Genomic DNA, 14279 nt, shown 5'->3' on the forward strand with positions numbered 1-14279 from the left:
GCAGCTTAAGCTAGGAGAATTGCCAAATGGCTACAATGAAATTTTTATGTGATACCAAGCGCTGCATTGAATGTAATGGTTGTGTCACAGCTTGTAAAAACGAAAACGACTCTGCTTTAGAGTGGGGTATTCAACGTCGTCGCGTAGTAACTATCAATGATGGTGAGCGTGGTGAAGCGTCTATCTCAGTAGCATGTATGCACTGTAGTGATGCACCTTGTATGGCAGTATGTCCTGCAGACTGTTTCTACAAAACAGAAGACGGCATTGTGCTTCACGACAAAGATACTTGTATCGGTTGTGGTTACTGTTTATATGCATGTCCTTTCGGTGCTCCACAGTTCCCTCAGTCAGGCGCTTTCGGCAGCCGTGGCAAGATGGACAAGTGTACTTTCTGCGCAGGTGGCCCTGAAGAAGATCATTCTCATGCTGAACGTGAGAAGTACGGTGCTAACCGTGTTGCTGAAGGTAAACTTCCAATGTGTGCTGAGCTTTGTGCAACTAAGTCTCTTCTTGCTGGTGATGCAGAAATTGTTTCTGCTATCTTCCGTGAGCGTGTTGCTTACCGCGGAGCTAACAAAGGTGTTTGGGGTTAATCTCCAGACGTGTTAGTCAGCTTAGCTATGATGCCTAGGGCAACCTAGGCATCAAATAGCATAGAGGATGTAATATGAACAAGTGGTTCAAACAAATTGGCGTTGTTATCGCATTGATGTTCAGTGTTATGACATTCGCACACGCTAGTGGAAGTGGTGAAGAATCTCTTACCGTTCAAGATGGCAATGCGCAATTATGGGCACAGCTTAAAGACGGTGTAGAGGGACGTACCACATCGACAAGTGAGTTCCATGCACAACCAATCAATACTTATGATTTACGTGTATTCGAACTTCGTAGTGACTTATTAGCGCCAGCGTTATTGGCTGCGCTATTTGGTATGATCATCATCTTCTTACTGTTTATCAAAATAAACGGTATTTCAAAATTACACGGTGGTTTCACCGGTAAGATGGTGTATCGCTGGTCTAAATTTGACGTATCAATACATTGGCTTGGTGCGATTCCATGTATGTTATTGATTTTGACAGGTTTAGTGCTATTGGCTGGCCGTTTCTTCTTCCAACCGTATATCGGTGAAGGAATGTGGTCTAGCATGGTATATTTGTCTAAAGAAATCCATGATTACATGGCTATCCCATTCATGTTGGGTTGGGCGTTAATGGTTGTTCTTTGGGCTAAAAACCAAATGCCTAAGATGTACGATCTTAAGTGGATGATGGTTGTTGGTGGTTACATTAACTTCGGTCCATTTAAAGGTAAGCACCCTGACGCTGGCTTTGCTAACGCAGGTGAAAAACTATGGTTCTGGGCATTTGCTCTATTTGGTCTATTCATCTCAGTATCAGGAATGTTATTACTGTTCCCGAACTTATTTGAACCAAGCCGTAACCTAAGCTTACTTGCTCTTGTTGTTCACTCAGTGAGTGCAATTATTATCTGTGCTTTCTCTATCGTTCACATCTTCATGGCAACAGCTATGTCTGAAGGTGGTATGGATTGTATGGTGTCTGGTTACTGTGATGAGCAGTGGGCTAAGCAGCATCACAACCTTTGGTATGATGAAATCAAAGAAAAAGGCGAGCTTAAATACAGAGACTAGTCGTCTTGGAATTTAAGGAAAAATACCCTCAATGGCATCGCTTTTGAGGGTATTTTTGTATCTGACTTTGATAGATCAAAATTTAAACATAGATATTTCTTATAATTAACATAGTGATATTGTTTATTAGTGATTAATTATTTACCAGGTGCTAATCTGTGATCTCCTTGGTAAAAATTAACTCCTTGGCTTGTTATTCAACGTTAAGTTATAGATAGTTCACACAAAGGTCAGTGATTTAAGAGTATTCTACTCACACTGCAGCTATGAGCTGCGAGTCTGCTCATTCTTAAGGTAGGAAATGCTATGTCATCAATAATTAAACCATCAGACACCATTATTCAGTCGCCTTATCAAGCGAACATTACCACGCCAGACTGGATGATCAGTGCGATGGAGAAAGTGATGCAGTTTTATGTTGATCGTAATTTACGATTGGACACTGTATCTGCTGAAATGATGCCAAAGCCAGTTGAAGGTAAAAAGTACATGCTCTATGCGCATGTGCCTTTTTGTCATACCTTGTGTTCTTACTGTACTTTCCACCGTTTCTTATTTAAAGAAGACAAAGCCCGTCGCTATTTTGTTTCTTTACGTAAAGAAATGGATATGGTGAAAAATTTAGGTTATGACTTTGAATCTATGTATATCGGTGGTGGGACTACCACGGTATTAGAAGATGAGTTAGCACGTACCATTGAACATGCAAAAACCTTATTCCCAAATATTAAAGAGGTATCGTGTGAATCCGATCCTCAGCATCTCGATAGCGAAGGCTTCAAGCAGTTAGAAGGCTTAGTCGACCGTATGTCTATTGGTGTACAAAGCTTTAATGATGATATCTTGACCATGACAGACCGAATTGAAAAGTTTGGTACTGGTCAGCAGACGTTCGATAAAATCATGGCGGCTAAAGAGCTATTCCCTATCATTAATGTCGATTTGATTTTCGGTTTCCGTGGTCAAACAGATGAAATCATCCAGCATGATTTGGATATGGCATCTAAATTAGACCCACGCCAAATTACTACTTATCCATTGATGATTACTCACCAAACACGTAAAAGCGTCAAGGGTAAACTGGCTGCGCCGCACGGTGATATGGCCCGTCAATATCGTCAAATCCTTAACAGCTTAAACGGTCAATATACGCAACTTTCAGGTTGGGCATTTGGTAAAGCCAACAACGAAGGCTTTGATGAGTATGTTATTGATTATGATGAGTACCTAGGGGTTGGTTCAGGCTCTTTCAGCTTCTTGGATGACACCTTATACGTGAATACTTTCTCGCTGAAAAAGTATCAAGAGCGTGTTGAGAACGGCCTGATGGGCGTTGAGCAACAAAAGCAATACGGCAAAAAAGAAGTCATGCAATATCGCTTCTTATTAGGTATGTTCTCAGGCCGTTTATCACGTAAATATTTCCGTGAAACCTTTGGTGTGAATTTAGACACTGCCTTGTTTAAAGAAATGGCTTCAATGAAAGCGATTGGCGCAATTAAAAATGACCCGAACGATCCAGATAATTTGATTTGGACCGATAATGGTAAAATGATGGGCTTGCTGATGATGAAAGAGTTTTACTCTGGTATGGATAATGTCCGTGCACAATTACGCAAACCACTCAGACCAGAAGACATGTAAGCTTACGCTATAGTCAGCTGATATCGTCTAGTAAATATCGTGAAATTAAAGGCAGTGATAATCTTCACTGCCTTTTTTGTTTTTGCAGTATACTGATTTTGATATCACTCAAATGACTGTGGTTCCACTGAGATGGTTTTATTGCGATTGAATAATTCAGACAGAGAGCGCTATGGCTAATATATTACTCCTTGCCAATATCAATTGTGACCGACTTCTGCAGCTTGATAAACCACTGCAAACAGGTGGTCGCTTTCATTATCAAGACGGCGGCTCACGTTTGGGCGGCGGCGGTGCCAATACAGGCATCGGCTTGGTATGGGCAGGGCATTCGGTGTCTTTAGTGAGCCAAGTGGGTAATGATAAGGTGGGTAACTGGATATTGGCGCAAGCCAGTACTCAAGGGTTGGATTGTCGGCTTGTCGAGCGTTTTGAAGGAACCACATGTGAAATGTTGTTGGTCATGACGCCTGATGGCGAGCGCACAATCATTCGCCCACAACGGCCAGTTTTTGAATTACCCTCTCCGCCGAAATGGCAGCAGTTTGATGCGCTATATACTAATTCATCAGCAAAAGGCATTAGTGGCTGGACGACTTCGGCGTTAAACGATTGCCTTGTCGTCTCTCAATTAGCCAAAGATGAACGCGTTCGTCCTTGTCATGTGCTTATTGCTTCAATCACTGATATGCAAGGTCGTTGTATTGGAGATAAATGGGAGTTTGCAGAGCAAATTGCTGGTGAGTCTTTACGTTACTTTGTGGTCACAGATGGTGAAAATGGTGCAGTCGCTTATAGTAAAGACGCACAAGTGCATGTGCCTGCAGTATTAGCTGAGGTTGTTGATACAACAGGTGCTGGCGATGCCTACGCTGCAGGACTGATCCATTACTTGTGTCAGCAAAGAGGTATCAAAGAAGCGATGGAAGAAGGGGCTCGTTGGGCAGCATTCGCGGTTGCGACCCCTAGTTCAGTACCAGGACAGTGCTTGCAACACTATTTAACTGCGCCAGAATCTGAGTAGAGGCGGGCCTAGGCCGTACACATTCAGCTTCATCGTTTCGTCATTTTTGTGTCGCTAATCTGTCATATTGCAAGATTATACTTTCGCCGTAATTTGTTGAAAGCTTAGTCTTTTTCATCGGAGATTGCGTTTTAGCTGTACTCTTCCTACTTCCTGGAAGTTAATTACAACCCTATTTATTCTGTTTGATCTTACGGCCCTGCATTCCCCCATTTGCAGGGCTTTTTTTATTCATTTTTGTCGCTGACGAATTGAGTGCGGTTAGCAAATTGAAAACTAATTGGAAAATCGGTGCGTCACTTAGGCTTTTCAGTTAGTATTTACATTGAGTTAACATATTCGCAGGAACCCGTTCTCTGGGGTTCGCCTGAATTTATGCGCGATGAAGTTATTAGGGGCATTATGGGAAATAAAGTTTGGAACGATAAAAAACGTTTTATCTGGATATTATCCATTCTACTTTTGGCTGCATTTATAGTAACAAGCAGTATTAGCTATCAAGTTGCACATGACTCGTTAAGCGAACAGATTGAAGACAACACATTGCCACTGACCAGTGACAATATCTATTCCGAAATTCAGCAAGATTTATTACGCCCTATCTTTATTTCATCTTTGATGGCTCAAGACACCTTTGTCCGTGATTGGACGATTAATGATGAGCAGCAACCTGAAAAGCTAGTGCGCTACCTGAGAGAAATTCAAAACAAATACGATACAGTGACCAGTTTTTTTGTATCAGAAGCGAGCCGAAATTATTATCATTCTTCAGGGGTTCTGAGAAAAATAGAAGACGTCTCTAATGACGATGCATGGTATTTTCGAGTGCGCTCTTTGCCGCAAGATGAAGACTACGAAGTTAATATTGATACCGATACTGCTGATAAAAATCGTACCGTGATTTATGTAAACTACAAAGTTTATGATTTTGAGGGTAACTTTATCGGTGTTACTGGAGTCGGACTTGCCGTTGAGCGAGTTAAAAAACTGATAGATCTGTACCAAACACGTTATAACCGCCGAGTATATTTTTCCGATAGGCAGGGCAATATTAAGCTGCACAGCAGTGGATTTGAAGGTGCTACCACATTACAGAGTAGTGCAGGGCTAGAAAAGCTGGCGACTCGAATTCTCACCAGTCCTAGTGCATCATTTTCTTACCATAGAGATAACAGAACGATTTACTTAAACAGCCGCTTAGTTGAAGAGTTCAAATGGTACTTGATGGTAGAGCAAGACGAAGTGCAAGCAGAGAAAAAACTACTAACGACGTTTTGGATTAATATTGGTTTGAGTTTGGTTGTGACCTTAGGGATATTGTTTATTGCCAATATGACGATAGGTAAATATCAGCGAAAGTTAGAGTTAATGGCATCCACAGACAAGTTAACTGGTGCAGCCAATCGACAAGTCTTTGAAGATTACTTTGCTCAGGCGCTATCTCGCTCAGTGGTAGATGGCACAGTTATGTCAGTGCTGATCCTCGATATTGACCACTTTAAACAAGTGAATGATCAATATGGTCATAACATTGGCGATCTTGTCATTCAATCTGCAGCGAATGTGCTTAAATCCCATTTAACAGATGCCGACTTGTTATGTCGCTGGGGCGGCGAAGAGTTTTTAGTTTTATTGGCTAATACCAATATCAGTCAAGCTAATGAGTTGGCTGAAAAAATGCGAGAGTCAGTCGCAGCGAAAAGCATCAAGGTTAATGGGAGTAAAATTAGTGTCACCTTAAGTTGTGGGGTAGCTGAACATCGCAAGACAGAAAAACCAGAAGAGTTAGTAAATCGCGCTGATATCGCCCTTTACCAAGCGAAAGCACAAGGTCGAAATCAGGTGGTTTTATCTTATTAAAGTAGCGCTTTAACAATGAGAGAGTAGTCATGGCAGGCCATGTGTTAGCAAGCAAAATATCAGGATTATTTTGTGGGGATAAAATTAATTCTTTAGGCAGTATCGACAGTGGGATGAACAACAAATTGCCCATGCAAGTGCTGAAGGTTAATCAACACCAAGTTGAGGGAGATGCTCAAGCGGATCCGATTCATCATGGTGGCGAAGAGCGAGTATTACATCATTTCCCTCGAGAACATTATGGGCAATATCGTCGCTGGGATCTCATCAGCAATCATAAAGACGTGCCAGCGATGGGTGAAAATATTAGTACCGTCGGACTCGATGAGTCTCAGGTTAATATTGGCGATATTATTCAAATTGGCGAAGTACTGTTGCAAGTGACGCAACCACGCTCACCTTGCTTTAAGCTAAATCAGCAATTCGGCCATCCTAAATTTGCTCTCGCCATGCAAGAGAGTCGCATGTGTGGTTGGTTTTATCGGGTATTACAAGCTGGTGAGATTAACGCTAACGATAGCATCGTACTCATTGAGCGTAAATCTGATATCAGTGTTGCGCAAGCAATGAAAATCTATTTCTTACCAGAAGTCGATGCCGAGCAATATCAACTGCTGATGCAATGTGAAGGACTGGCTAGTAATTGGGTTACCAGTATGCAAAAGCGTATCGATACTCAAACCATTGAGAATTGGCAGTATCGTTTATATGGCCCAGAAGGTGAGCCTGTTGAGTAAATCTTAACTTGCTCATCAATTAAGTCGCAATAAAAAACGCACAGTATAGTGCGTTTTTAGTCTCTGATTAAAGCATCCGTTTATTCAATTTTAAATCGGGCTACTAACACATCGAGTCGACTTGCTAAGCTATTCAGTGATTCACTGGCTTGGGCTGCGGCCTTGGCTGTATCAGCTGTGCGCTGAGTAATATCGTTGATTTCAGTGACATTACGATTAATGTCTTCGACAACGGTAGATTGCTCTTCTGTTGCCGCTGCCACTTGAATGTTCATATCACTGATTGACGCAATTTGCTGGCTAATACCGCTAAGTGATTGGCTCGCTTCATCCACAGCGTTAACGCCTTCTTGAGAACGATTACGAGATGTTTCCATTGCAACAACAGCACGGCTGGCTTCAGATTGTAATTTATCAATCATGGTTTGCACTTCGTTAGTTGAATCCGCTGTACGTGAAGCAAGGCTTCTAACTTCATCAGCAACCACTGCGAACCCTCTACCAGCTTCTCCAGCACGTGCAGCTTCAATAGCAGCGTTGAGTGCCAGTAAGTTGGTTTGCTCTGAAATAGCGCGGATCACATCTAAGATACCGCCAATAGACTTAGTGTGAGTCGCCAACGACTCAATCACTTCACCGACCTGTTCTACGTCATTTGAAAGTTGATTAATGGTGCTCCTTGCACTCATTACCACTTGCTGTCCATCAGAGGATTCGGTATCTGCTTCTTTAGCCGTAACCGCTGCTTGGGCTGCATTACTGGCAATTTCATTGACCGTTGCTCCCATTTCATTAATGGCGGTGACAACCATAATGGTTCTATCTTTTTGCTGCTGGCTGTCATCTAAAGTTTGGTTTGCTTGGGCTGAAACATCTTTGGCGGATAAACTCAGTTGTTCACTGGTTCTAGCCACTTCAATGACGGATTCTTGAATTTTCGTGATAAAGCTATTAAATCCTTTTGCCAGCTGAGCCAGTTCATCATGACCTTCAACTGGAAGACGTTGACGTAAATCACCTTCACCTTCGCCAATATCTTTAAACAGTTCGGCAACCTTAGCAATAGGGCGGCTCACTGAAGAAGCAACAGCACTTGCTACGATAATAAAGAACACCGCGATAATGATGGTGCCAAGTATGATTTGGTACACGGCTTTATCGAGTAGGGCAAAAATCTCAGACTCAGGCACTTCCGCAACTAAGTACCAGTCCATAGCAGGAATATAACTACTTGCCACCATTTTACTTTCACCATTAACCTCAATGCGCATTAAGTTAAAGTCATTTTTAGCTAATAAAGATTGGCTATTGGTGCCAGAATAAAACCCACTTAAATTGGCTTTACCTATCTGGTTCGGATCTGGGTGAAGTTTCACGCTACCTGATGCGTCAACAAGATAAACAAAGCCACTATCTTCAATCTTGAATGAAGCAAGTTGTTGCACCATATCATCAAGAGATTTAGCTAAACCGACTAACCCTCGGCCATTAGGTTGCTGATAGTTGATAAACAGTTTTACTTCGCCAGTTGTTTCAGTAAAGACATTCAGCATTCGCTCCTGTCCGCTATTGAGATAGTCGAAAAACCAACTATCTTGCTGCGGATTAAGAACGCGAAGAAAACCATCTTGAGTGTAATAAGCTGCTGTTTCACGGTCCGCGTAGGAGGCTTGTACTAACTGATACTGTGCTTGTATATCACCTAACTGGGCAATCACATCGTCTTCTCTATCATTGGGACGACCTTGCTCTACCCAATCCAGTAGCATTCGGCTTTTTGCCAGTTGTTCTGCGGCATTGAGCAAGTTGTTAATATCAAGCTCTAATTTATGACGTATTTGCATCAATAAGCTCGGCAGTTCTGAATCAATCATACGCTGCTCAACAACGACTTTCGCGCTACGCTGGCTCAATACTCCCACTAGCATGGTTGAAAACACCACGCCAAAGATCATCGAGAATAAGATTTTTTGTTTAATGGATAGATGTTTTAGCTGATTCATTCGGACAACCTAATTAGTTCGATATGTTTAATATCGGCAATTTGCGGAATAATTAAATAGGTTTTATGTGGTCTTGAGCTAATTTTGCGGTAATAGGTTATTTATACAATAAAAAAACGCACCAATTAATAGTGCGTTTTGTTGAAGTGACAATTTTGCTTAAGTGATAGTAAGGATATCAACTACATATTTGGATAGTTTGGACCACCGCCGCCTTCTGGGGTGACCCAAGTGATATTTTGGCTTGGGTCTTTAATGTCACAGGTTTTACAGTGGATACAGTTTTGCGCATTAATCACAAACTTGTTTTCAGGACCTTCAGCGACGACTTCATACACGCCAGCAGGGCAATATCGTTGCGCTGGTTCGTTGTATTTTATTAAGTTTACCGCGATAGGAATTGAGGCATCTTTAAGTTGCAAATGACACTTCTGATCTTCCTCATGATAGGTATTTGAAAGATAAACAGAAGACAGTTTATCAAAGCTTAATTTACCATCCGGTTTTGGATACTCTATAGGAGTAAAGTCTTTCGCTAAGCCCATTTCTGCATGATCTGGGGTTTCATCTCGCAAGGTGATTGGGAACTTGCCGCCAAACCAGTTTTGATCGATAAAGTTAAATGCGCCACCCAAATAAGTGCCAAACTTATGCAGAGCAGGGCCAAAGTTACGTGATTGGAATAACTCTTCGTGTAACCAGCTTTGTTCGATACGAGTTTGGAAACAATCAAGATCCTTACCCGCTTCAACACCAGCCATTAAGGCTTCACCTAAGGTTTCGGCTGCCACAATACCGCTCTTCATTGCAGTGTGAGTGCCTTTAATTTTGGCAAAGTTCAAGGTGCCAGCATCACAGCCAATCAGAAGACCACCAGGGAAGCTCATTTTTGGTAGTGAGTTTAAGCCGCCTTTTGCGATTGCGCGCGCGCCGTAGGTTAAGCGTTCACCACCTGTCAGTGTTTGGCTGATCACAGGGTGCTGCTTATAACGTTGGAACTCGTCAAATGGACTGACGTGAGGGTTCTTGTAGTTTAAGTCGATGATTAACCCTACCGCAACTTGGTTGTCTTCCATGTGGTATAGGAATCCGCCACCTGAAGTACCTTGGTTTAATGGCCAGCCACCAGTATGGACAACTTTACCTTCTTGATGTTGCTCGGCAGGAATTTTCCAGATTTCTTTAAAACCTAAACCATAATGCTGCGGGGTCTTTCCGTTATCAAGGTGATATTTTGCGATTAGCTCTTTACCTAGGTGGCCTCGACAACCTTCAGAAAAGACGGTGTAATTGGCATGTAATTCCATACCTGGCATATAGCTGTCTTTTTCTTCGCCGTTAGCGCCGACGCCCATATCGCCAATTAAAATGCCTTTTACGCTGTTATCTTGATTAAACAGCACTTCACTTGCAGCAAATCCTGGGAAAATTTCAACGCCTAAGCCTTCAGCTTTTTCAGCTAACCAGCGGGTTAAGTTCCCGACGCTGATAATATAGTTGCCTTCATTATGCATGGTTTTAGGCACTAAGCTGTTCGACATTAACTTGGAGTTTGATTCTGAGCTAAGTAAATAAATCTCGTCGTGAGTCACTTTGGTATTCAAAGGGATATCGGATTCTCGCCAATCTGTGAACAATTCATCCAATACTTTAGGTTCGAAAACCGCACCTGATAAGATGTGCGCTCCAACCTCAGAGCCTTTTTCAACCACACAGACGGTCATTTCTTTATCTGCATCTTGTGATATTTGCATTAATCGACATGCAGTAGCGAGTCCGGCAGGTCCTGCACCGACTATTACTACATCGAATTCCATAGATTCGCGTTCCATCATCTCACCTTTGATCTTCGTTTCCCGGTTTATGGCGGGTTTGTTGTTTTTTTGTTTTACTCACCTTACCTCAAAAATGACTTAGGTCACAGTAGCAACTGTGATTTTGAGCTCGTGAGCTAGCTCGCAAATCTTTACAGATTTTGCTCAAACTGGGACAAATTGTCATAAAAAGGTACTGATCCGAGTGATTTTAGGCCTATAATCAAGGTTGACGGTTCTCCGAGCTCTATATCCTACGTCCACAGATACGGGTATTTAGCCGTGGTAATAATGCCACCGGGGTGAGTAAAGAAATGCGCTTACCTCCCACACTTGGAAAGGTTAACATGTCCCAACTACAAGACAGCTTTGGTCGAAGATTTCACTATCTGCGGATGTCAGTCACTGACGTTTGTAATTTCAAATGTACCTATTGCCTCCCTGATGGCTACAAGCCTGATGGCAAGCCTAAGTTCCTTGCGCTAAATGAAATAGAAAATTTAGTGGCAGCGTTTGGCGAGGTAGGTACGCAAAAAATCCGCATTACCGGTGGTGAGCCGACACTAAGAAAAGATTTTACCGATATCGTTCGTATTGTTGCCGACAATGACAACATTAATACTGTCGCAATGACAACCAACGGTTATCGTCTCGAAAAACATGCTAAAGAATGGTACGACGCAGGCTTGCGACGCATTAATGTTTCAGTTGATAGTCTTGATCCTAAGATGTTTTACCAAATTACTGGTGAAAACAAATTTGATGAGGTCATGCGCGGAATCGATGCTGCATTGGATGCTGGATTTGAGCGAATTAAAATTAATGCCGTATTGTTAAAAGGCTTAAATGACAAAGATTTGCCACGTTTTTTACATTGGATCAAGAGCACACCGATTGATTTGCGCTTTATTGAACTCATGGAAACGGGCTTGGGTCATGATTATTTTAACGCACACCATTTAGCTGGCCTTGATATCAAGTTAAAACTTGAGTCAGAAGGCTGGTTATATGACTTACCTAGCGTAGATGATGGCCCTGCACAAAACTTTAGTCATCCAGATTATCAAGGCCGTATCGGATTGATTATGCCGTACGCCAAAAACTTTTGCGCTAGCTGTAATCGCCTGCGAGTCTCAGCCAAAGGTAAATTGCACTTGTGTCTATTTACCGAAAATGGTTTGGACTTACGAGATTTATTGCAACACGAATCTCAACGAGCAGAGTTAATTGAGCGTTTACACAGTCAGTTAGCGCAAAAAGAAGAAACCCATTATTTACATCAAGGGATAACAGGCGTAACCAAACATTTAGCATCAATTGGTGGCTAATCTTGGTTGCTAAATTCAATCCCTAACTGACATCTAGATTTTATAAGGCAAGTTAGCATGAGCAATTGTTTTACCCATATCAATGCCGATGGCAACGCGCACATGGTCGATGTGACAGAGAAAAACATTACTGAACGTGAAGCGCGTGCTGAAGCATTCATTGAAATGGCGCCAAGTACATTAGAAATGATCATGAGTGGCAGCCATCACAAAGGTGATGTGTTTGCGACAGCCCGTATTGCAGGTATTCAAGCTGCTAAAAAAACCTCAGATTTAATCCCGCTATGTCATCCACTTATGTTGACGAAAGTTGAAGTGGACTTAGAAGCTCAACCGGAACACAACCGCGTTCGTATTACCAGTTTATGTAAACTTTCTGGTAAAACCGGTGTTGAGATGGAAGCATTAACGGCTGCATCAACGGCGGCGTTAACGATTTACGACATGTGTAAAGCGGTTCAAAAAGACATGATTATTTCCCAAGTACGTTTACTCGAAAAGCGTGGTGGTAAATCAGGTCACTTCCAAGCTGAAGATTAATTTTTCGCTGGCATCCAAAATATTTAAAGAGACATTGTCATGATTCAGGTTTTATTTTTTGCACAAGTTAGAGAGTTACTGGGTACAGCCAAAACAGAAATCTCAGCTGAAGGGATCACAAACACCGAGCAGTTACGCCAAGCATTGGCATCGACTGATGAGAAATGGGCAAAAGTCTTGTCTTCAGACAAACTACTTGTTGCCGTGAATCAAACCATGAGCGCATGGGATGCTGCGGTTGCTGATGGTGATGAAGTTGCTTTTTTCCCTCCAGTGACAGGCGGTTAATATGACGGCCAGTAAAGAAACAAACCCAAAACAAGTCGTCCGTGTTCAGACGGCCGATTTTAATGTCGCCGATGAATACGTTGCTATTGCTGCTGACAACAGTGACGGCGCTGTGGTGACCTTTGCCGGTAAAGTGCGTGATTTTAATGATGGCAGTGCGGTAACGGATCTGACCCTTGAGCATTATCCTGGTATGACAGAAGCGGTATTAGTCCAATTAGCGGAGCAAGCTTATGAGCGCTGGCCGCTAAACTATGTCACGATTATTCACCGTGTAGGTCGTATGGAACTAGGCGAGCAAATCGTGTTTATCGGTGTCACCAGTATGCATCGTAAAGCGGCATTTGCAGCGTGTGAATTCTTAATCGATTTCTTAAAAACCAAAGCGCCATTTTGGAAATTAGAAGCCGGTGAAGAAGGCAATAACTGGGTTGAAGCACGCGACTCTGACGAACAAGCTGCATCAATGTGGAATGATGTTAAGTAAATAAGGACACTAAGTTTATGACCGTGAGTTGCCGTTTGTCGCAGGGTATTCAAGCTTTAGTGTTGAGTGGGGTTATTGGTTTGATGACCTTAGTGTCATTCTCGGCACAAGCAGCCAAACCCCCTGCGATTGCTGCAGCATCGAATGTGAAGTTTGCCTTAGATGAAATTGTGGCGAACTTTACCGCTGAAACGGGCCTGAAGCTTAGAGTGTCTTACGGTTCTTCTGGTAATTTTGTGGCGCAGATTCAACATGGTGCGCCTTTTGAAATGCTGCTTAGCGCTGATGAGTTTTATGTACAGCAGTTACATAAAGTCGGTAAAACTGACTCTGATGGTGATATTTATGCCATTGGTAAACTTGCCCTTGTTGCGCCTAATAACTCTTCTTTAAACCTTGATCCGCAACTTGCAGGTCTTGAAGCGGCAATTGAGCAAGGCGAAATTAAACGTTTTGTGATTGCTAATCCTGCTCACGCTCCCTACGGCGAACGTGCTCAAGCGCTATTAACAAACAAAGGCCTTTGGGAAGCACTGCAGTCAACCATCATTATGGGTGAAAATGTCTCTCAGGCGGCTCAATTTGCCCTAAGCGGTTCTGCTCAAGGTGGTATTGTGGCGTTATCATTAGCTTCTGCGCCGCAGTTCAGCAAAATGGGGCGCTATGTTGAAATCCCGCAGTCTTTATATCAACCGATTAATCAACGCATGGTGATGACCCCTAAAGCTGGTGATACTACCAAAGCGTTTTATGAATACATGAAGTCGAGTGCGGCTCATGACGTATTAGAAAATTACGGTTTTGGTTTTCCAGACTCACTGACAGACAAGCATCATTTGCATCAACCTAAACTTCGTGCACCACAACCAAGACAGCAAGTGGCGGAAGAGTAAT

At 42.5% G+C, this 14279-nt stretch carries 13 protein-coding genes and 1 riboswitch; of the genes, 11 read left to right on the forward strand and 2 right to left on the reverse strand.

The features are described 5' to 3' along the window. Nucleotides 1-26: 26 nt before the first annotated feature. The 6 genes from fdh3B (at nucleotide 27) to AB4128_RS19010 (ending at nucleotide 6925) form a co-directional block, all read left to right on the forward strand. The gene (gene fdh3B, locus AB4128_RS18985; protein ID WP_055024171.1) at nucleotides 27-596 is read left to right on the forward strand and encodes a formate dehydrogenase FDH3 subunit beta; all 570 of its coding nucleotides are present in this window, start codon (nucleotides 27-29) and stop codon (nucleotides 594-596) included. Between the two features lie 74 nt (nucleotides 597-670). Continuing rightward, the gene (locus AB4128_RS18990; protein WP_372038632.1) at nucleotides 671-1660 is read left to right on the forward strand and encodes a formate dehydrogenase subunit gamma; all 990 of its coding nucleotides are present in this window, start codon (nucleotides 671-673) and stop codon (nucleotides 1658-1660) included. Nucleotides 1661-1966: 306 nt separating this feature from the next. Further along, entirely contained in the window at nucleotides 1967-3304 is a 1338-nt protein-coding gene (locus AB4128_RS18995) for a coproporphyrinogen III oxidase family protein (protein WP_055024173.1), read from the forward strand. A gap of 172 nt (nucleotides 3305-3476) precedes the next feature. After that, nucleotides 3477-4328 carry a PfkB family carbohydrate kinase gene (locus AB4128_RS19000; RefSeq protein ID WP_119969473.1) on the forward strand — a complete coding sequence of 284 codons (852 nt, stop codon included), beginning with the start codon at nucleotides 3477-3479 and terminating at the stop codon, nucleotides 4326-4328. A gap of 402 nt (nucleotides 4329-4730) precedes the next feature. Next, nucleotides 4731-6188, forward strand: a complete 1458-nt coding sequence (locus tag AB4128_RS19005; protein WP_372038634.1) for a diguanylate cyclase domain-containing protein — start codon at nucleotides 4731-4733, stop codon at nucleotides 6186-6188. 29 nt (nucleotides 6189-6217) lie between these two features. Then, nucleotides 6218-6925, forward strand: a complete 708-nt coding sequence (locus AB4128_RS19010) for an MOSC domain-containing protein (protein ID WP_372038635.1) — start codon at nucleotides 6218-6220, stop codon at nucleotides 6923-6925. An 80-nt stretch (nucleotides 6926-7005) separates the two neighbouring features. Here the strand turns inward: AB4128_RS19010 and AB4128_RS19015 are convergent, their stop codons facing one another. Both AB4128_RS19015 and AB4128_RS19020 read right to left on the reverse strand, forming a co-directional pair. Next, nucleotides 7006-8928: a methyl-accepting chemotaxis protein gene (locus tag AB4128_RS19015; RefSeq protein WP_055024176.1), complete on the reverse strand. Its 1923-nt coding sequence runs from the start codon at nucleotides 8926-8928 to the stop codon at nucleotides 7006-7008. A 182-nt stretch (nucleotides 8929-9110) separates the two neighbouring features. Then, nucleotides 9111-10760 carry an electron transfer flavoprotein-ubiquinone oxidoreductase gene (locus AB4128_RS19020; protein WP_372038636.1) on the reverse strand — a complete coding sequence of 550 codons (1650 nt, stop codon included), beginning with the start codon at nucleotides 10758-10760 and terminating at the stop codon, nucleotides 9111-9113. Between the two features lie 208 nt (nucleotides 10761-10968). Then, nucleotides 10969-11102: riboswitch (molybdenum cofactor riboswitch) on the forward strand. On the opposite strand from AB4128_RS19020, the gene moaA reads away from it, so the two are divergent. From moaA to modA, 5 genes are all read left to right on the forward strand, one after another. Beyond that, entirely contained in the window at nucleotides 11090-12070 is a 981-nt protein-coding gene (gene moaA, locus AB4128_RS19025; RefSeq protein WP_055024178.1) for a GTP 3',8-cyclase MoaA, read from the forward strand. (Overlaps the previous riboswitch by 13 nt.) A 57-nt stretch (nucleotides 12071-12127) precedes the next feature. After that, entirely contained in the window at nucleotides 12128-12610 is a 483-nt protein-coding gene (gene moaC / locus AB4128_RS19030) for a cyclic pyranopterin monophosphate synthase MoaC (protein ID WP_055024179.1), read from the forward strand. Nucleotides 12611-12649: 39 nt separating this feature from the next. Then, complete coding sequence (gene moaD, locus AB4128_RS19035; protein WP_055024180.1) at nucleotides 12650-12898, forward strand: molybdopterin synthase sulfur carrier subunit; 249 nt, start codon at nucleotides 12650-12652, stop codon at nucleotides 12896-12898. 1 nt (nucleotide 12899) lies between these two features. After that, a complete protein-coding gene (moaE, locus tag AB4128_RS19040) occupies nucleotides 12900-13385 on the forward strand; it encodes a molybdopterin synthase catalytic subunit MoaE (RefSeq protein ID WP_372038637.1) in 486 nt (161 codons plus the stop codon). Nucleotides 13386-13402: 17 nt separating this feature from the next. Beyond that, nucleotides 13403-14278 carry a molybdate ABC transporter substrate-binding protein gene (gene modA, locus AB4128_RS19045; RefSeq protein WP_372038639.1) on the forward strand — a complete coding sequence of 292 codons (876 nt, stop codon included), beginning with the start codon at nucleotides 13403-13405 and terminating at the stop codon, nucleotides 14276-14278. Nucleotide 14279: the final 1 nt, after the last annotated feature.

Origin of the sequence: Shewanella sp. 10N.286.52.A9, from assembly GCF_041468985.1 — a bacterium.
Lineage (GTDB): Bacteria > Pseudomonadota > Gammaproteobacteria > Enterobacterales > Shewanellaceae > Shewanella > Shewanella japonica.

Excerpts from the sequence above, each read along its gene's own strand:
- fdh3B (WP_055024171.1), top strand. The coding sequence starts at position 27 with ATGGCTACAATGAAATTTTTATGTGATACCAAGCGCTGCATTGAATGT.
- AB4128_RS18990 (WP_372038632.1), top strand. The coding sequence starts at position 671 with ATGAACAAGTGGTTCAAACAAATTGGCGTTGTTATCGCATTGATGTTC.
- AB4128_RS18995 (WP_055024173.1), top strand. The coding sequence starts at position 1,967 with ATGTCATCAATAATTAAACCATCAGACACCATTATTCAGTCGCCTTAT.
- AB4128_RS19000 (WP_119969473.1), top strand. The coding sequence starts at position 3,477 with ATGGCTAATATATTACTCCTTGCCAATATCAATTGTGACCGACTTCTG.
- AB4128_RS19005 (WP_372038634.1), top strand. The coding sequence starts at position 4,731 with ATGGGAAATAAAGTTTGGAACGATAAAAAACGTTTTATCTGGATATTA.
- AB4128_RS19010 (WP_372038635.1), top strand. The coding sequence starts at position 6,218 with ATGGCAGGCCATGTGTTAGCAAGCAAAATATCAGGATTATTTTGTGGG.
- AB4128_RS19015 (WP_055024176.1), bottom strand. The coding sequence starts at position 8,928 with ATGAATCAGCTAAAACATCTATCCATTAAACAAAAAATCTTATTCTCG.
- AB4128_RS19020 (WP_372038636.1), bottom strand. The coding sequence starts at position 10,760 with ATGGAACGCGAATCTATGGAATTCGATGTAGTAATAGTCGGTGCAGGA.
- moaA (WP_055024178.1), top strand. The coding sequence starts at position 11,090 with ATGTCCCAACTACAAGACAGCTTTGGTCGAAGATTTCACTATCTGCGG.
- moaC (WP_055024179.1), top strand. The coding sequence starts at position 12,128 with ATGAGCAATTGTTTTACCCATATCAATGCCGATGGCAACGCGCACATG.
- moaD (WP_055024180.1), top strand. The coding sequence starts at position 12,650 with ATGATTCAGGTTTTATTTTTTGCACAAGTTAGAGAGTTACTGGGTACA.
- moaE (WP_372038637.1), top strand. The coding sequence starts at position 12,900 with ATGACGGCCAGTAAAGAAACAAACCCAAAACAAGTCGTCCGTGTTCAG.
- modA (WP_372038639.1), top strand. The coding sequence starts at position 13,403 with ATGACCGTGAGTTGCCGTTTGTCGCAGGGTATTCAAGCTTTAGTGTTG.